At 29.7% G+C, this 19,674-nt stretch carries 18 protein-coding genes; 3 read left to right on the forward strand and 15 right to left on the reverse strand.

Annotated elements, in window-relative coordinates; genetic code table 11:
* Nucleotides 1–2 precede the first annotated feature (2 nt).
* Nucleotides 3–926: an NAD(P)H-binding protein gene (locus HMPREF3046_RS00085; RefSeq protein ID WP_070715410.1), complete on the reverse strand. Its 924-nt coding sequence runs from the start codon at nucleotides 924–926 to the stop codon at nucleotides 3–5.
* Between the two features lie 93 nt (nucleotides 927–1,019).
* Between HMPREF3046_RS00085 and HMPREF3046_RS00090 the strand changes: the two genes are divergently transcribed.
* Nucleotides 1,020–1,526: a GNAT family N-acetyltransferase gene (locus HMPREF3046_RS00090; RefSeq protein WP_070715414.1), complete on the forward strand. Its 507-nt coding sequence runs from the start codon at nucleotides 1,020–1,022 to the stop codon at nucleotides 1,524–1,526.
* 134 nt (nucleotides 1,527–1,660) lie between these two features.
* Here HMPREF3046_RS00090 and HMPREF3046_RS00095 read toward each other — a convergent pair whose 3' ends face one another.
* From HMPREF3046_RS00095 to HMPREF3046_RS00150, 12 genes are all read right to left on the reverse strand, one after another.
* On the reverse strand, nucleotides 1,661–2,728 hold the full coding sequence (locus HMPREF3046_RS00095; protein WP_002455666.1) for a YkvI family membrane protein: 1,068 nt from the start codon (nucleotides 2,726–2,728) through the stop codon (nucleotides 1,661–1,663).
* 274 nt (nucleotides 2,729–3,002) lie between these two features.
* Nucleotides 3,003–3,506 carry a hypothetical protein gene (locus HMPREF3046_RS00100; RefSeq protein WP_070715416.1) on the reverse strand — a complete coding sequence of 168 codons (504 nt, stop codon included), beginning with the start codon at nucleotides 3,504–3,506 and terminating at the stop codon, nucleotides 3,003–3,005.
* 116 nt (nucleotides 3,507–3,622) lie between these two features.
* Complete coding sequence (gene dhaM / locus HMPREF3046_RS00105) at nucleotides 3,623–4,003, reverse strand: dihydroxyacetone kinase phosphoryl donor subunit DhaM (protein ID WP_070715417.1); 381 nt, start codon at nucleotides 4,001–4,003, stop codon at nucleotides 3,623–3,625.
* Nucleotides 4,004–4,225: 222 nt separating this feature from the next.
* Entirely contained in the window at nucleotides 4,226–5,017 is a 792-nt protein-coding gene (locus tag HMPREF3046_RS00110; RefSeq protein ID WP_070715420.1) for an ABC transporter ATP-binding protein, read from the reverse strand.
* 186 nt (nucleotides 5,018–5,203) lie between these two features.
* On the reverse strand, nucleotides 5,204–6,037 hold the full coding sequence (locus HMPREF3046_RS00115; protein WP_070715423.1) for a YitT family protein: 834 nt from the start codon (nucleotides 6,035–6,037) through the stop codon (nucleotides 5,204–5,206).
* A 502-nt stretch (nucleotides 6,038–6,539) separates the two neighbouring features.
* On the reverse strand, nucleotides 6,540–7,772 hold the full coding sequence (locus HMPREF3046_RS00120) for a NupC/NupG family nucleoside CNT transporter (protein WP_070715425.1): 1,233 nt from the start codon (nucleotides 7,770–7,772) through the stop codon (nucleotides 6,540–6,542).
* Nucleotides 7,773–8,054: 282 nt separating this feature from the next.
* On the reverse strand, nucleotides 8,055–10,226 hold the full coding sequence (locus HMPREF3046_RS00125) for a bifunctional glycosyltransferase/CDP-glycerol:glycerophosphate glycerophosphotransferase (RefSeq protein ID WP_083316348.1): 2,172 nt from the start codon (nucleotides 10,224–10,226) through the stop codon (nucleotides 8,055–8,057).
* 153 nt (nucleotides 10,227–10,379) lie between these two features.
* Nucleotides 10,380–12,107 (reverse strand): ABC transporter ATP-binding protein, encoded by a 1,728-nt coding sequence (locus tag HMPREF3046_RS00130; protein WP_070715431.1) that lies wholly within the window; start codon nucleotides 12,105–12,107, stop codon nucleotides 10,380–10,382.
* Between the two features lie 298 nt (nucleotides 12,108–12,405).
* Complete coding sequence (gene tagD / locus HMPREF3046_RS00135) at nucleotides 12,406–12,804, reverse strand: glycerol-3-phosphate cytidylyltransferase (protein ID WP_070715433.1); 399 nt, start codon at nucleotides 12,802–12,804, stop codon at nucleotides 12,406–12,408.
* Nucleotides 12,805–12,909: 105 nt separating this feature from the next.
* Nucleotides 12,910–13,974, reverse strand: coding sequence for a glycosyltransferase family 2 protein (locus HMPREF3046_RS00140; RefSeq protein ID WP_070715435.1), 1,065 nt, complete (start codon nucleotides 13,972–13,974; stop codon nucleotides 12,910–12,912).
* Nucleotides 13,971–15,065, reverse strand: a complete 1,095-nt coding sequence (gene tarB, locus HMPREF3046_RS00145; protein WP_070715436.1) for a teichoic acid glycerol-phosphate primase TarB — start codon at nucleotides 15,063–15,065, stop codon at nucleotides 13,971–13,973. The genes HMPREF3046_RS00140 and tarB overlap by 4 nt, the downstream gene beginning before the upstream one ends.
* Before the next feature lie 223 nt (nucleotides 15,066–15,288).
* Nucleotides 15,289–16,101, reverse strand: coding sequence for an ABC transporter permease (locus tag HMPREF3046_RS00150; protein WP_070715438.1), 813 nt, complete (start codon nucleotides 16,099–16,101; stop codon nucleotides 15,289–15,291).
* A 314-nt stretch (nucleotides 16,102–16,415) separates the two neighbouring features.
* Between HMPREF3046_RS00150 and tagH the strand changes: the two genes are divergently transcribed.
* Nucleotides 16,416–17,210: a teichoic acids export ABC transporter ATP-binding subunit TagH gene (gene tagH, locus HMPREF3046_RS00155; protein ID WP_070715440.1), complete on the forward strand. Its 795-nt coding sequence runs from the start codon at nucleotides 16,416–16,418 to the stop codon at nucleotides 17,208–17,210.
* A gap of 52 nt (nucleotides 17,211–17,262) precedes the next feature.
* On the opposite strand, the gene tarA is transcribed toward tagH, so the two are convergent.
* Nucleotides 17,263–18,021, reverse strand: a complete 759-nt coding sequence (gene tarA / locus HMPREF3046_RS00160; protein WP_070715442.1) for an N-acetylglucosaminyldiphosphoundecaprenol N-acetyl-beta-D-mannosaminyltransferase TarA — start codon at nucleotides 18,019–18,021, stop codon at nucleotides 17,263–17,265.
* A gap of 178 nt (nucleotides 18,022–18,199) precedes the next feature.
* On the opposite strand from tarA, the gene HMPREF3046_RS00165 reads away from it, so the two are divergent.
* Entirely contained in the window at nucleotides 18,200–18,943 is a 744-nt protein-coding gene (locus tag HMPREF3046_RS00165; protein WP_070715444.1) for a M50 family metallopeptidase, read from the forward strand.
* 41 nt (nucleotides 18,944–18,984) lie between these two features.
* Here the strand turns inward: HMPREF3046_RS00165 and HMPREF3046_RS00170 are convergent, their stop codons facing one another.
* Nucleotides 18,985–19,632, reverse strand: a complete 648-nt coding sequence (locus HMPREF3046_RS00170; protein ID WP_070715446.1) for a metal-dependent transcriptional regulator — start codon at nucleotides 19,630–19,632, stop codon at nucleotides 18,985–18,987.
* Between the last annotated feature and the right edge of the window lie 42 nt (nucleotides 19,633–19,674).

Here is a 19,674-nt window from a genome sequence, read left to right on the forward strand (position 1 = left end):
TATCACTTTGTATATTTCATTTTTTCTCCTGATTGCACACGTCCATTGAAATGCCTAATGCGACAATCAATTTCAAATCCTCTCATAATTAAACCTTGTACGGGGGCTTGAAAAAAATAATAGAGTGGCCATAATAATCTAGGAATATAATCATATAGTTGAACAATTACTAAACGCGTTCCTTTAATTTGACGAAATTCCAATTTCCCTTGTTTTTTAGAACGTTTTTTTATCATTGAACCATCTACTAAATTAAATGTAATTAAATCATTATCATTTATTTCTTTCTTCATTACTAATAGAGGCTTAAACTCATTACGAGCATATATGATATATCGATTTTTTATACGTTTCGTGTGTAAAAATGTACCACGTGTATCGTTCAGCCATTTAAAAAAATAAGCGACTAATTGTTCTAAAGACCATTTCCTAGGTAATATCATTCTTAATGCTGTCCGTATATCATTGTATTTAGATGCTTGTAACTCAACATTAATATGAGAGCGCTTGATATAGGTCTCAGTCGTTTCAACAGGAACACCATAGTTTTTTAAACATTGTATTGTCTCACTATCAAAGCGATTACCCCTTACGTACAAAATTTTATTTATTCCTTGTTGTGCTGCTGCCCTTGCAAAATTATCGGCTGCAATGAGATTTAAATCACGTGCAGTTGCTTGAGTAAGCTTGGCAGAATTTTTATTAGGATCTAAATAAAATACTGCAATATTCATACCTGACATTGCTGATTTAACATCTTCATAATTATAAATATCTTTTTTTAACCATGTTATATTACGATTAACCTCTTTTTTTGTATTTGGATATTTAGATAAAGCAAACAAATTTGCATCATTTTCTATCGCACTGCTAATATTCTTACCTATATAACCACTACCACCCGCTAATAATACATTAGGTTTCATTATTCTGTTACTCCTTTTTAAAATTCTAAATATGTATATTTTTTAAATAATTGGTATAATATATGTTATATTACTATCTCAGGAGGAAGCCGAATGGCTCATATTATTCGTGAAATTAGTATAAAAGACACTGAAGCTTTGACAACATTATTAGCTAAAATATATGATGAATCTGACTATACACTTTATAATCCTGGAGAATTTAACCCTAGTGTTTCTTCTATTAGTAACCTTCTAGAGCGTATCATCACTTCTCCGAGAAACACCATATATGTAGCTGAAGAAGATGATCAACTCGTTGGATATATATTCGTCACTACTGAAAAATACGAACGTACACAACATGAAGCAGTTATTACACTTGGCGTTACTAAATTTTATCAAAAAAAAGGTATTGGACTTGCTTTAATTAATGCTGTTGAAGCTTGGGATCTTAACCATAATATTAAACGTCTTCAAGCTTCAGTCGTTCCTGAAAATACACACGCAATCATGCTACTTAAAGGCGCTGGATTTAATATTGAAGGCGAACTTAAAAACAAGTTACTGATCAACAATCAATATTTTAATAAATATATTATGGCTAAATTACTACTTTAATTACAATATGTATTATACGCTACGTTCAAAATGCAAAAAAGCAATTCGTGTTAATTACACGAATTGCTTCAGACTGTCTATGAGTTATTTAACTTTGTAGACAGTTTTTTTATGGATGATTTATTTTATCAATTTTAAGCAATGTGGTCTTTATTATCACTTTTACGTAAATAGTATTTAATAAGCACTGCTACCACAATAAATAATCCAACTACGCCCATAATGTTATATAAGAAGTTGATTAAGTCTGCAAAACCAACGAAACTTAAAATAAAGGCTGCAATCATCATAATGATAATAAATATATGATATTTTTTACTGTATGGCTCAGTGAAACGTGCAGCAAACGAATAAGTCAATCCTAAAATAGTATTATACATTACTGCTAGCATAATCACTGTTAAAACTAATCCAAGCCATGGATGAATTTCATTCGCTAATTTTAAAGTTGGAATTTGTTCATTTTTAATTTGTGGATATTCTGATTGTAGTGCAAAGTTAATAAGTGCAAGTAAAACAGTATACACTACACCGCCAAATAAAGCACCGGCACCAGATACTTGACGTTTAGATGCATCTCCACCAATCGCCACAACCGTACTAAATCCTACAGCAAAAGCTAATCCACCGTACATTAATCCTCTAATAATACCTAAGAATAAACTTGGATGATCTACTGTACTATTAACTTTACTGATAGAGATACTTCCAGCGAATAGATAATATATAGCAATAAGAACTACCATGACAATCAAGAACGGTGTAACAAAACCTAACGCTCTTACGATCTTATTAAAGTCTAATAATAATGTTAAATAAATAATGACTGTCATAATTAACGCGCCAAGCCATGTAGGTATACCAAAGCTTTCTTCGAACGTTGCGCCTGAACCTGCAATCATTGTTACAGCAATCCCAAATAAGAAAAAGACTAGAATATAATCAAAAATTTTACTAAATTTTTCACCAAATAAATATTGTAATGTTGATTCATGGTTTGTTGCTTCAAAAGCCGTTCCAATTTTAGCGACTTGTCGTCCTATAAATCCTAAAATTAATCCTGATATTAACACGCCAATATATGACCATAAACCATAAGGCGTGAAGAATTGCATTACCTCTTGCCCAGTAGAGAATCCTGCGCCTACTACAATTCCCACATAAGCAAAACCTATTTTTATAGATTCTTTATTCAACCCCATGTATTGATTAACCTCCTTATTTTTGACACATTGAAAATTATAACGTACTAATAATAATATGCAACAGTGCATAAACGTTGGGAGACAATACTTATCGCTTCTAAGTACTAGTGTTAATACCCTTACAAACAATTTAAAAATTTTAATATTTTTAATAATTTGTCACAAAAAATTATATTTGAGTTACTAAGTAAAGCATTATTAAAAAAAGAGTTAGATAAACTGAATAACCATGGCTATTCATTATCTAACTCTCTTATTTCACTATATAATTTTATTTTGAACTTCCAAATTTCTTTAATTCATCAAAATTTACTATAACATTATCCATCCGTTTAGCTGAATCTTTTAACACATTTCTTGCTACATGATTATTAGAATCTAATTTTAAAATTTGTTTAGCTACTTTAAACGCTTCAGAATCTGAAATAATTGGATCGGGTATAGCATATAATAATAGCATTTGAAGCAAACTTTTTATTTCTTTACCATTTGTTAACTGAATAGAAGCATCTGCATGATAATATGCCGCTTCTAAAGCACCTTCCACTTCACTCAAAGGATAGACTAATAATAAAAATGCTAAATCATGTAATTCTGCTGTTTCATTATCTTTCATCATATCTAATATACAAGTATAAAACATAATGTTTTCTTGTTCATGAGCACATGATATATATACTTCTTCGAATTCCATAAAATCAATATTGGACATTATATTTTTAATTTCTTCAAATTTGCCGTTCAGAACGTAAAATTTAATATCTTCCTGTAGCATAATGTCCACCTACTTTCATCATCAATATCATGCTACTTATTTTACCATATTCATTTTGGATAATCATTTTATAACCTTTTTTTTTTATAAAAAAAAACATCAAAATTCATCATTACTTATTTAAATGCTGTAGACTTAAATGACGATCTATTCACTTCTTGGATCGCTTCATTAGCAGTTTTACCAACACTTAAAGACATTGCTGCTGTAAAACTTCCTTCTACAATGGGTGCATTTACTTTGTAAATATGATACTTACCTTTATACATATCAATTGCTAAATCGATATTCATTTCTGATGATCCTAAATCATAAAAACATAATGCATCATCATCTAACTGATTAATCAATTGTTCAATCTCATCATATGAAGTTCCAATTTCACCGTTTACTCCACCATAGGCAATCACATTTATGTCATTTGTCATTTTATTTAATAAATCTTTAGTTCCCTTAGCTATATCTTCACTATGACTAATAATAACTATAGTTGTCATCATTTCAACTCCAGTCAATCAATTAAATAACGACATTGATTTTTTATTAAAGTGAACCTTAATCAACGTTTATTTTCATTATAAAATAACTTATCTGAAAGCGCGAATATTTGTGTATTAGACAAAACATTAGTCATTGACTGCCTATATTTTAAAATTGACTGAGATAGGGTATCCAAAATCATAATAATTGTAACTATGTTGCTGAAGTTATAATGAATCTCACTTTTTTTTAAGTAAATTGTAAGTGACTAAAAGTGGTTTCCCCGTTCTAGGATCTTTTCCTAATACTGCATCTATATTAAACACACTTTCTAATATCTCTTTAGATAATACTTGGTCAGTTGGTCCATTATCTATAATTTGTCCTTCTTTCATGATTAATAAATAATCCGAAAATCGAATTGCCTGATTAATATCGTGTAAGACCATAACGATCGTACACCCTAATTCTTTATTCAAATGTTGCACCAATTCTAAAATTTCTAACTGATGTGAAATATCTAAGTACGTTGTAGGTTCATCAAGAAAAATAATATCTGTTTTTTGTGCTAAAGCCATTGCTATCCATACACGTTGTCTTTGTCCTCCACTTAAATCATTAATCGATTGATGACGAAATTGTGTAATGCCTGTTACGTTTAATGACCATTCAATTTCATCTTTATCTTTTTTAGATAATCGTCCAAATCCTTTTTGATGGGGAAAACGTCCATATGAAACGAGTTCTTCAACGGTTATACTGTCAGTCACTATTGGAGTTTGAGGTAAAATTGCAATTTTTTTGGCTACTTCTTTTGTGGGTTGATGTTGAATATTTTGATTATCAAGTAATACTTCTCCCTTTTTCACTTCAATCAGTCTTGAGAGTGCTTTTAATAAAGTAGATTTCCCACAACCGTTTGGTCCAATAATTGATGTGACTTTACCATCAGGTATTTGAACATCTAATTCTTTTATAATTGTCGTATTTCTATATCCTATATCTACTTGAGATGCATTTAAACGATTCATATATAGGCCCTACCTTTGTACAAAAAATAATTTACGACATCTATTGATAATCGTTCTCAATTAATTATTACCAGTATACCATTTATTCACATTTTTGACTATTCTTTTTACTACAGGATGATTATAAAAATAACCCTAAAAATTTGAGATATACATAACAATATCTCAAATTTTTAGGGTCTTTTTTTATTCATCGATTAAAAAACCATTCCCATAAACATCACGCACGTCATGAATAACCAAGAAAGCATTCTTATCTATTTTTTTTATAATTCGTTTGGCACGAGTTACTTGAGTTTTAGCCACAACGACATACAAAACATCTTTTTCTTCTCTACTGTAATAACCATGTCCATTCAATATAGTAAGACCTCTACCAACTTGTTCATCAATGGCCTTAGCTACCTCTTCAGGTTTGCTAGAAATAATTGTCATTGCTTTTTTTGTATTAAGTCCCTCAATAACATAATCCATTACTTTCGTGCCTATATAAAGTGAAATCACAGTTACCAATGCTTTACTTAATGGTAACACTGTTAAAGAAATAGCAACTACGATTAAATCAAAAAATAATAATGCGTATGCTGTACTAACATCTAAATATTTATTAGCTATTCTTGCTAATATTGTTGTTCCAGCTGTAGTGCCACCAGCTAAAACGATTATTCCAATACCTAGTCCAACACATGTGCCGCCAAATATTGCATTGATTATGATATTACCTGTTTCTACGTGCCATGATTCTGTGAGACTTAAAAAAATAGAGATAAGTACTGTAGCAATAATTGTTAATATCGTACTTTTTTTACTTAAAAATTTATACCCAATAATAATCAATATCGCATTAGCAACGAAGTTAGTGAGCGCTGGTGAAATATGAAAAGCGTAATATAATACAATAGCAATACCTGTGACGCCACCTTCACCTAAATTACCTGATATAACAAATGCATTGACCCCTGCTGAAAAGATAAAAGAGCCTAGTATAACTAAAAGTATATTTTTTATATTTTTGTTCAAAAACACCCACTCCTTTTACGACTATAACGATTAAAATGTTAGCACAGTCTCATCATTCTCTACAATATACTTTTTAAAAATAAATGTATTAATAAATTTTAAATATCTTAAAATATAAAGATTTAATTTAAATATGATACATATTCACTTTTAAATCTAATGTGCTAATAAAAAATACGTGGGAATTTTCTGAATTTTTCGTTTACTTATAAATATTAGTTTGCTATACTATGTATAACTTCTTAATTACAAGAAGTTATCTCCTTTGTGTTGTTTATAGTAACAAAACAAATTTTGCTCGAAGTACTGTGACCGTACCTAGTCCTTACCGTTACAAGTACATTAATATTCATTTCCCATAAAAACCAAGTATATAAAGTGTCTCCTCACTTTGCATGCTTGGTTTTTATCATGTAATAAAAATAGGAGTGACATAGAATTCTTTTCGGATTCAATGTTCACTCCTAATGGTTGACTATAAAACGATTTAAATTTTAATACCTTACCATGCAAATAAACCAACAAATGCTGCAGTAAGTAGTGAAACTAAAATACCTGATAATAACATCATTGGTACATATTTTGAAACAAAATCTGATGTTTTCTTATCAACTATACCCTTTAATGTACCAACAATCATCCCAATTGTAGAGAAGTTTGCAAATGAAACTAAGAATGTTGATATCACTGCACGACGATGTGCGCTATATGTGTCAATTACTTTTGTAATTTCACCCATAACTACAAATTCGTTTGTAACAATTTTTTTGGACATCTGTTGTGCTACTATCCATGCCTCACCCCATGGTAAGCCAAGCAATAAAGCAAATGGATACATAAAGACGCCTAAGATTTGGTTTAAACCAAAACTACCTTTCAGACCTATCCAACTGCCTACTAATCCAGTAATCAAATTAATAAAACGATCTAAAAAATCAGCCAACGCTACAAAACTAATAACAAAAGCAATAATAATTAATACTAATTTACCCGCATTTAATACTGAATCTCCTAAAAATGAGAAGAAAGGTTGACGTTCAATTTTTTCATCATTATTAATACTATAGATAATATCTTCTTTTTCTTCAACAGTGACAGGATTTAAAATAGAAGCCACAATAATTGCATTAATAATATTTAAAGGAATCGCCGTTAGCACTAATTCACCAGGAATCATTTGAACATAGGCACCTACAATAGCTCCAGAAATAGAACTCATTGACATCATTGCAACGGTTAATACACGCATTTCATTCATACGTTTAAGTTGTTCGTTAGAGACTGCAAGCGCCTCTGTATTTCCTAAAAACATCATTTCGATACCAAAGAATGATTCAAATTTAGGTTGACGTGTAATTTTCGCAAGTACATAACCAATTCCTCCGATAATTTTAGGAAGAATATTAAAATACATAAGAATATCAAATAGTGGAACAACTAATAAAATTGGAAATAGTGCACTCACTGCCATATCCATTTGTTTACCACTTGTAAAACTACTGAATGCAAAGCCTGTTCCAGTATGAGCTGATTGAATAATCCAAGCAATGGCAGCTGCTAAACCTTCAACAATCGCTCTTCCAATTTGGAAATATACAAAGAACCATGCTAAGAAAACATTTAAAAGAACTAAGATTAATATAGATTTCCATTGAATATGTTTGCGATCTCTAGAAAATAAAACTGCTACTCCTAAAAATACAAGTAATCCAATGATATTTATTAGTAAAAACATAAGACACCTACCTACATTTTAAAATTAATATGTATCGCATTACCCTTAAATAGAACCGTACTATTTTCATAAAATAACAACCAACGTTCTGTAAAAAGTACATTTAACATTATACCATTATAAAATGTTCGTTAAAATAACATATTTAATAAAATAGTTGTCTATTTTTCTTTTTTGTTGTTATTTACCATAAACTCCATTTAAACTTAATACGGTTATATAGAAAAAGAATGGGAAAACGAATTTAAAGTAACGATTTCCCATTCTTTATATCATTTAATTTTATGATTCATTTTCATGAATATCATTATTAATATAGTCTGCTATAAATTTAGAAGATTGACCTTTTTCAATTGAACAAAAATCATTATAGAACGCTTCAATTTTATCTTTATATTTTTCTTTATGTGTATCTAAATGTTTTAATTCTTCAGCAAGTTTAAATTCATCTGTAATAATTTCTCCTGGTAAATCTTCCATATAATTCATATAGAAGCCACGAAGACCTTTATCGTATTTTTCAATATCATAAGCAAAGAAAAATTGAGGACGTTTCAAAATACCATAATCAAACATCACTGACGAATAGTCCGTAATAAGCGCATCAGATATTAAATATAATTCTGAAATATCATTATAATTTGAAACATCAATAGCAAAGTCATCGTATCCAGTTAGATCTAATGCATTTGCAATAAGATAATGCATTCTTAGTAAAATGACATAGTCATCTCCAATTTGCTCTTTTAAATTAGCTAAATTTATTTTCAAATCAAATAAATATTGACCTTTTTTAACGAATTCATCATCTCTCCAAGTTGGCGCATACATAATAACTTTTTTATCTTTCGGTAAATTTAAATCGTTTTTAATTTGTTCTATATACTCAGTATCATTTTGTCTTGTAACTAATACATCATTTCTTGGATAGCCAATTTCCCAAATTCTTTCTTCATCCATCCAAAAAGCAGACTTAAAGATATCCGTAGAATAACGGTTGGGAGATACTAAATAATTCCAACGAGATGCTTCTGTATAAAAATTCTTTTTATAATTTGCTGTTGTTGTTCCCGGCATTCTTACCACTTTCATATCATTTGCTAAACGTTTTAACGGTGTGCCATGCCAAGTTTGAATATACATTTGATTCTCTTTTTTATTTAAATACAATGGTAATCGAGCATTTGAAATCCAGTATTTCGCTTTAGCATAGGCTTCATAATATTCTTTGGATCCTTTTTTCACTTTAGTTGCATTTCCAGGAATAATATTATTATCAGGCTTAGAAAAGACCCAAATATAATTATATTGTGGATAGTGTTGTTGCATATATTCATATATATACTTTGGACTATCACTGTAATTTTTGCCACCAAATGACTCAAATACAATCGTATGTGAATCTACCATATTTTCATTATCTGTAAGTTGATATTTAGCACGTTCTTTCATCTTACTGTTTGTAAGAATACTTTTAAATAAACGTGTTTTTTTACGTAATTCATTCACATATCTTGCATTCTCAATGTCATCCATAGATAAAAACATGATTTCAAGATTATATAACAACTTACCGTCTTTAATGATATTCCATTTTAGTGCTTTTACTACTTTAACTAGAGTGTGCTCTAAAGCAATATATCTTGCTTTAATATCTCTAAGCGAAGGATCAAAACCTTTTTTAATTTCATTTTTCATTCTTTGAACTAAAAATTTCTTAACTTCTTTATTTGTAGTTCTTTGCATAGCATCAAAGAAACTATTTGTATAGTCTTCAAATTTATCAATAAAATCTTGATCACTTAGTGTATTACCATTAAATGGATCATATACTTCACCACGATAATAAAACGGAAAATTAACAATTCTAACAAAATGTTCAGCATATTTTAGATACTCTAATACAAATGAATTATCAGTAAAAATACTTAAATCTTCATTAAATTTAATGTCATGTGCTTTAATAATTGCATTTCTAAATAAAATATTACATGCAGTTTCTTTTCTTAAAATTGAATTAGGATATGAATGATGTGAGCGATACTGCAAACGTATCTTATCTTTGTCTACATATTGAGGACGTTGCATTGTAAATTTATGTATCGGCGCAATTAATGTATCTAAACCATTAATATGATTTAAATAATATTCAATAGCATATGAGGCTAATTGATCATCCGCATCTAAAAACATTACGTATTGACCTTCTGCTGAGTCTAAAGCAATATTTCTAGCATGTGCATGACCAGTATTTGTTTCAAGTTGAATAAACGTCACATCTTTATCATAAGATGCTAATGTTTTATTTAAGATTTGTGTTGAATGATCCGTAGAACCATCATCTACAATAATAATCTCAAAATCTTGATTCCTTTGATTTTTTAAGCTATTAATACAATCTTCAATATATTCTTCACTATTAAAATATGTAATAATTATTGATAGTTTATTCAATATCATTCTCTCCAATTTATTTATGTTTATTCAATTAATTTTTAAGCAATGTGTTTGTATACTAACTATATCTTATCAGCCTAAGATTTTTTCATCTACACTGTAAAATTATATATAATTTTATCATCGTGATATTTGGATGTTCAATATTCATTATTTATTTAAATTTTGTGTAGTCACAAATTGATGATACTTCTCATGATATTTCATTAATTCGTCATGTGTACCTTCACCCGTCACACGTCCTTGATCAATAAAAATAATTTGACCTGCTTTTTTAATCGTAGAGAGACGGTGTGCAATCACTATCGTTGTTCTACCTTTCATCAATACTTCTAAAGCTTCTTGAATTTTTTGTTCACTTTCACTATCAAGATTTGCAGTAGCTTCATCAAGTAACAGTATATCTGGATTTTTCACAAAACTTCTAGCGATATCAATACGTTGTCGTTGTCCCCCAGACAGTTTTAATCCACGTTCGCCCACTAATGTATCGTATCCTTCATCAAATTGCATAATAAAGTCATGACAATTCGCTAGTTTTGCATATTTAATTAGTTCTTCATCAGAGACGGTACGGTTAATACCATATAAGATATTATCTCGAATTGTTCCTGTCATCATAGAGTTTGACTGCATGACATATCCAATTTTGTTACGCCAATTTGTAATTGGAATATCATAAATACTTTCATTGCCATATGTAATATCACCGTTATCGATATCATACATACGTTCAATTAAATTAAAAATAGTACTTTTCCCAGAACCTGAAGGGCCAACAAAAGCACTAATATCGCCTTGAGGTATACGAAATGATACATGATCAAGAATCGTTTTTACATCATATTTAAATTCTACGTTATTAAATTCAAGCGCTCCATTCTCAATGTTGATATTAGCAATGGGTCTTAAGTGTTCCATCGGTTCAACGGGTTCTTGCATAATTTCATAAATACGTTGACTTGCGCCTACAGCTTTTTTGTAATCAGTAACTAGTGTAGATAAGTTCATAAGTGGCATAGATAACTGCATCACATAAAAAATCATAGCTATTAAAGCACCTGCTGTAATAGCACCAGTAGCAATTCTAATTGCTCCAAATCCTAAAATGACGGCTATCATTAATAACATAATCACACTTGAAATAGGTTGAATAATCGCTACTATTTTCGCTTGTCTTAAACCTAATTTATATATTTCATTTAAGTTATAATGTGCATTATTTAATTCTTTTTGTTCAGTATTAGAAATTTTTACTAAACGCATTTCTGTCAATACACGACCTAATAATCCGCTAAAATTGGCAATTTCTGCTTGGGTATGTTTTGAAATTTTTTGCATACGTCTTCCAAGTGGAATCATAATACTCATAAATATTGGAATAGCTATGAAAGTCAGTAAAGTCATTTGCCAGTCCATAATAAACAGCATAATAATAGAACCAATCAATGTGATAATAGCTGGTAGTAATTGTGGTAATTTTTGAGAGATAAAATCGTTAATGACCTTAGTATCATCAGTTAAACGACTCATCAACTGACCACTTTCATTTTTGTCAAAAAACGGCATTTTCAGTTTAATCATATGCTCCCATAATAATGAACGAATGCCATAAATCATTTTTTCTCCAATTTTACTTAAGAGATAAATACCTAAACCGCTAAGTAATGCATTAATGATAAATATACTTGCAAATAGAACGACAATATTCCAATTCATATTATTAGTAGAAAATTTATCTACTAAGCGACCTGTAAACAGTGGAATCAATAATCCGCTAAGACTTCCTAACGAAGAAATGACAACAGCAGTTATGATTAAACCATAGGGCCAAGACAATCGTTTAAATAGAAAAAATAATGGATTGTGTTGTTTCATAAATAAACCTCTTTAATCATCAATTTGTATTTGTAGTTTTGATATTATATTTAGTGTTTATCCTAATTTAAATGTATTTTAACTAGTAATGAGATGGGTTGTTCTTAGTATAGCATTTTATTTAAAATGTTTTATTACATAAAAATAGGAGTGCCCTAGAATTCGTTTTGAATTCACTGTTCACTCCCAAAAGGATGAGTCAAATCAAAAAATTATTGTTATCTACTTGATTTAATCAATGATTGAGAAATAGCTAAACTTCTAAGGCGTCTATATGTGCCTTTAATAAATTATTATTTTATTTTGCATCTTTTCCGTATAGCTCTTGTTTGATTTTAGTTGTTGAAATACCCTCAGTACGTTTTAGATATACAACTTCACATTTGTCTTTTAGGAAGTCAAATTTACCTTCCCAGTCATGCCCCATAACAAAAACATCAACATCATAACGATAAACGTCTGTTTCTTTTTGACCCCATCCATCTTCTGGAATCACTAAATCAACGTAACGAATAGATTCTAACATCATTTTACGTTGTTCAAAATCATAATAAGATTTTTTATTTTTAATTTGGTTAAATTCATCTGTTGATAAAGCTACAATTAAATAATCGCCCATTTCACGAGCTCTTCTTAGTAATTCTATATGACCGTAATGTAATAAATCATATGTACCATATGTAATGACTCTTCTCATATTTTCTTTCTCCTTTACAAATTTTTAACATTAATTAATAATCTTAATTTAGCATAAATATATTTAACATACCATTCATTTTATATTGATATGACCCTTAATCATTTATTTATTCATCATGCGTTTCAATGATTGCTTTCCACTAAATAATAATTTTTTAGGCATGACTTGTGCTTGAAAACGTAAAAAACCAGGTCGCCCAATGCCTACCTCAATAAGTGTATGTCTCCATAACTCATAAGTCTCACGTGTCCAATGAGTCGCACTTTGCTCTACAGCTTGGACTATTCTAAACAACGCTTCTCCAGAATAATTTGTATGTTGCATATCTCTGATATATTGAGTGATTTTTTCTATAATTTGAAGTGTCACTTTACTGTATTTTATTAAATATGCTTGAATGAGATAGCTGACAATTAAGTCATCCATTCGATAACTATAATATGCTTTTTCGTTAACAAGTAATAACATATCCATGACTTCACGTCGAACTTTTCTAGCATCTTCTAAGTAAGATATAAACGTATCTGCACGTTGATCTGTAATAGAACCTTCTCGCTCATTGTATCCATATACTATAAAAGGAACTAGCTGGATATCCCTTGCCATTAAATAAGCACGAGTGACAAATGTATGTTCTTCACAAAATACTACATCTTCATCAAATCTTAATGTATTAAATTTAGCTTTGAATAACTTGCCACCTGGTCCAATAGATTGAAGTATTTCTGGCGCTTCTGCTAATGAAACCATTGCTTCACGATGCATGTCTTCGTGTGTTGGAATGATTTTCCAGTCGCCATTCATTCCTCTACCGATTTGACCAATCACAATATCTAGATAATCATTTTTCTCATAATATTGAATCATTTGATCCATTTTTCCAGGTAAAAATTGATCATCTGCATCTAAGAACATAAAAGCATCGATATCATCTGACATTGCAGAAAGACCCATATTTCTACTTTTTGCTGCTCCTTGATTGTCTTGATGATAAACAATGAGATGTTTAACTTCTTTTTGCAATTCAGTTAACACTTGTTTTGTACGATCTGTTGATCCATCGTTAATACAAATAATTTCTACATCATGTGTTGTATCAATCGATTTAACTGCTTTTCGAATTGTATTTTCAGCATTGTATACTGGAATAATAACCGCTACTTTCATTCTTTCACCAACTTTTCAATAAATTTCAATACGTTTTCTAAGCTTTTTTCACTATTATATTTATGCCAATGTTTAAATAATGGTTTTATTTCTTTTTCATTATATTTAATCTTAGTCACTACTTCATCTATATGTTTCACTTTATAAAATGTTGGAATATCGCGATAAAATTGATTCAATCCACGCACCTCTTCATACTCATTTTCGTCAAACACATAAAATAATGTAGGCTTATTGAGTAAGCTAGCTTCTATTGGTAGGGAGCTATAATCACTAATAATAATATCCGCCATCATCATTAGTTCTGATGTTGTCGCAAAATGCTCACTATTAGGAATTGATGGATGAAGTTGATTAATGAGCGTATAGTTGGGTAATTGCCTTTCAAAATATACTTTATCAATTTGACGATTATCCATTTGATTTTCACGATAAGTAGGCACATATAATGCTAATTTATTAGGGATATTATAATATTTTTTTAATTTCTTTTGCTCCGTCTTAAGGTCTAATTTAAAATATTTGGTTAATCGAGGTAGACCCAATTCAAGCATTTGAGTGCTTTTAGCATCAAAAGCACTTTCAAAACATTTGCTCATTTCTTCTCCACCCACTAAATAATAATCAGTAGCATTATAAACGTTTTTATATTGTTGAACCATTTTTTTATTATGTAAGTCTACTTGATAATCCGTTAAACCAAAATTTTTTAAAGCACCGGAGGCATGCCATGTTTGGATAATTGTCTGTCCATTTTTCTTATGGTACCCCCCGAGCATAAGATAATATGTATCAATCACAATCACTTTTGCTGTACTTATCGCCTTGAGATGTTTCACTATATGACTATTTCCAGCTGGAACAAAAGATACATTTTTAAATTGCTTTAGCTTAGCCCATTCTTTTTCTTTAGCAATAACTGTTAGTTCATAACCTTTCTGGTTTAATTGCTCAATTATTGGCATAACGTCTTCGGGAAATGTCATTAAAATCGCAATATGATTCGATTTTAATCGTTTAAATCTAAAAATTTGGTTTACAATAGTAATAAGTGTCATATAAATATTTTTTATCACTACTCTTCTCATCATATAATCCCCCTACTCGTTAATAAAATAATTTTTAATATTTATAAAGAAAGAGTAGGACAGAAATACAAGATTTTGTCTCTACTCCTTATCATTTTCACATACATCTCTATCAACATCGTCTATATTTATTTATGATATATATGCTAAAGAGCTTGAAATGCAATCTAATACATTTCAGGCTCTCTACTAATAAATGTAAGTATTGATTTATCTAGCACGCATTTTATAAGAAATCTGCAAAATGATCTCGATATCTACGATGTAATATAGACCCTAATACAAAGAATACTAAAATAATAATAATATTATAAAGAAGTAATCTCCAATGTTCAATAAAGTACCATTGATGGAATAAAATTGCTGCACGGTAAGATTCAGCTAAAAAGTATACAGGGTTAAATTTCATAATGTCATTAATTACGCTACTAATTCCAGTATCTTTTGGTATCCATAAAATAGGGGACATATAAAATAAAATTCTTAGTAATGCTTGCATAATCATCTGTGTGTCACGAACTATGATTCCAAGTGTTGACGTAAAAAGTGCTACAGAAGCCACAAAGAAAAATGTTAGTGGCACGTAAATTAATAATTGTACAATATGGATAGAAGGCATAATGCCATTTCCCATACAAATTGCAATAATAAGTGCTAATAAGCCAATATGGCCGTAAAATTTACTTGTTACGATATAAGTTGGAATAATTGATAAAGGGAAATTCATTTTCGCTACTTGGTTAAACTTCGTAGATACTGATTTCGTCCCTTCAAGAATACCTTGGTTAACAAAGAACCACATGCTAATTCCTACTAGTAACCATAAAATAAATGAAACGCCGTGTATCGGTTGATTGCTACGAATCCCCATACCAAAGACAAACCAATATACCATAATTTGAAGTGCTGGGTTAAGTAATTCCCAAGCCATACCTAAGTAATTATTTGTATTTGTTATTTTGATTTGAAATTGTGCAAGTCGTTGCACTAAATAAAAGTTTTTTATATGCTCTTTAAAAACAGTTCCTACTGCCGACATTGAAATAAACCACACTTTCAATTGTAGATTCATAATGGCTTTTAATTTCTTTAACTACTGATTAAAAACATTTTATTATAAAATTTCTAAATCAACGTTTAAAATGCTTCATATGAATCCATTATATATTTACACAACTCATTAGTCGAAAATTTGATTAAGATAGACTTAATACGGAAAAGAAAGTAAAATTAATATATTATTTATAAAAAAGATACAAAATCTCATATACACTTTACACTAGGTTAATAAATTTAACAACTATTGAGTGATGTATTATAATCTATATAATAAATTATAAGAAAGGAAAAATCATGAACGTATCTGTTAACATAAATCATGTGACAAAAGAATATCGAATATATCGCAATAATAAAGAACGTATCAAAGATGCGTTAATTCCTAAAAATAAAAACAAAACCTTCTTTGCTTTAGATGATGTGTCTATTACTGCTTATGAAGGTGATGTGATTGGTTTAGTAGGTATAAATGGTTCGGGAAAATCCACATTAAGCAATATGATTGGTGGCTCATTATCTCCAAGTTCTGGAAATATAGATCGTCATGGTGAAGTCAGTGTCATCGCCATTAATGCCGGTTTAAATGGGAGACTGACGGGCATTGAAAATATTGAGTTCAAGATGCTTTGTATGGGGTTTAAAAAGAAAGAAATTAAAAGACTTATGCCTCAAGTTATTGAATTTAGTGAGCTTGGCGAATTCATTTATCAACCTGTTAAAAACTATTCAAGTGGTATGCGTGCGAAACTCGGTTTCTCTATCAATGTAACTATTAATCCTGACATTTTAGTTATCGATGAAGCTCTATCTGTTGGCGATCAAACATTTACTCAAAAATGTTTAGATAAAATTTATGAGTTTAAAGAAGCAAATAAAACGATTTTCTTTGTAAGTCATAATATCAGACAAGTGCGTGAATTCTGTACTAAAATCGCTTGGATTGAAGGTGGAAAGCTAAAAGAATTTGGTGAATTAGATACAGTGTTACCTAAATATGAGCAATTTTTAAAAGACTTTAAGAAAAAATCTAAAAAAGAACAAAAAGCATTTAGACAACAACTTGATGAAAAACGTTTTGTTGTAAAGTAAAAGAAAAGAGGTAGAGACCTAAGCTATTCACATGCTTAAGTCTCAGCCTCTTTTATTTTTTCTTCTTATTCTGCAATTTCCAAACTTTAAACATAAATTTAGGAATACTCTTTATACGACCAATTCGCTTCCAGTCAATAAGTAATCGGTAGACCCATTCAATATTTAAATTTCTAAAAAGTCGAGGCGCTCTTTTTTTAGTACCACTAAACACTTCTAACGATCCACCTATGCCCATCATTACTGTATGCTTAAAATTACTTTCATTTTTTTGAATCCATTCTTCTTGTTTTGGGAAACCCATTCCAACAAATAAATAGTCAGGATTGAAGCGTTGGATTCTTTTCACTACAGTTTCATCTGATAGATCAATATACCCATGGTGATACTCAAAAGTAACATTAGGATATTTCTGTTGTAAATTGTGTTGTGCTTGCGCAACAATTTCATTTTTTGAACCTAATAAATATACCTTTTGACTTTGCTCGTGTGCAAATTTAATACATTCTTCCATAAGTTCAATGCCTGGTACACGTCGCTTTAATGGTTGTTTTAATCTATTAGAAGCTTTAACTACACCTGTACCATCTGCAATGATATAACTTGCACTATTTATAAGCTTTCGATAGGTTACATGTTCAGAAGCATACACTACGATTTCAGGATTAGCAGTTACAATAAACAAATTATCATTTGTATTGTTTTTCAAAAAAAGTTTAACATTTTCAACCATATCCAACATTGTCACATTATCGAATTGCACGCCTAATATATCTACTTTATCGTTTTTTATCTTTTTTGGACTATACATTTACGTTAACTCCCTGCTTTCTTACCCTCTTTATATGTTGTAATGAATTTATAATCACCTCAACTTATTCATCGTATATTATTTTTACCATTGTATTCAAAAATACGTCTAAAGTCTAAACGACCAGTTTATTTTAATGATTTATAATAGAAGTTATACTATTAGCGTGAGGTTGATTATGGATTATTTGCAACAATTTTTAACTACGAATATTCTCTTAAACATTTATTTAGTCATTATTATAGCAATATCTTATATGATTATTCATCAAAATCGACATCGTTTGTTTAATCAATATTTAGACGTTTATTTAAATTATATTCCAGTACTGACTCATGAAATGGGTCATATTCTATTTAATAAGTTAAGTGGGGGCCATGCTAAAGATCTTGTCATTGTTGTACGCCCTAGTGAACGTAAAGAAACATTACAACAAGGCTATGCAATTACACAATCTAAATCAGTTACTGGACAATGTGTGACGACATTAGGTGGGTATGCCATGCCACCAATCATGTTAATGATAGGTTTTTGGACCATTCATTTTAACTATCCAAGCTTATTTTTAATCCTATATAGTTTGATATTTATGTATTACCTTATTTTAACGTCTCGAAAACTGTCTCCCGTTATTGTTTTAATTATTTTAATTTCGCTATTATACTTTTTATTGCAAGGCAATAATCAATTTATGATTTTTTATATCGTAGTCCTCCTATGCCATCTTATCTTAGGTGTCCTGTTAGGAGAAGTTTTGCAATCTAGTTGGACAATTATATTATTGACTTTCCAAAAAGTGAAAACACATTGGGATGGTAATACTTTAGCTGAATTGACACATTTACCCACATTATTTTATAGTCTATTTTGGATTATGATTAACAGTTTCTCTTTATATTTAATATACAAATTTATGATTTAAAAACGGCTCATCATATTCAAAATGAATAGATGACCGTTTGTTTAATTTTTCTCTACAAATATATTCATTGCATTATCATAACTTAGAATCGTCATAGTTGTATCATTGTTTATAATAATGACTTTATTGGTTTTATCTTTGGATACTATTTCAATGTTATCTCCAATTGACATATGCTTACTGGATAGATAAACAAGTAAATCCGTTCTATCGCGAACACGTTTAATGTTTACTATGTCTCCTTCATCATATTCAAGTAATGAGTCATTATACTTTTCTTTATAAATATGATTTCTTGGAATAACTCCTCCATGCGGACAAGTTTCAGGATAATTTAACAGTTTATCTATCCTTTCTAAAAATAAGTCAGAAATTTTATGCTCTAAAATTTCCGCTTCTTGATGCACTTCTTCCCAATTATAATTTAACACTTCAATTAAAAATTGTTCTAATAAACGATGTCTTTTTATAATATCGAGTGTATGAGAGAGACCTTCTTCAGAGAGTTTTACCCCTTTGTAATGTTTAGTTTCAACAAATCCAGCTTTTTCTAAACGACTTACCATTTCACTTACAGAAGGTGGTTTTATATCTAAATATTGAGATAGTATTTTATTTGAAACAAAAGAGCTATCACCACCATTAGTTAGAATTGCTTTGAGATAATCCTCTTTTTCTTCAGTTAACATGATTTCACCTCATAAACAGTTTCATCTTATTGTATCACGAAT

It is taken from the genome of Staphylococcus sp. HMSC070D05 (assembly GCF_001815595.1).
Taxonomy (GTDB): domain Bacteria; phylum Bacillota; class Bacilli; order Staphylococcales; family Staphylococcaceae; genus Staphylococcus; species Staphylococcus hominis.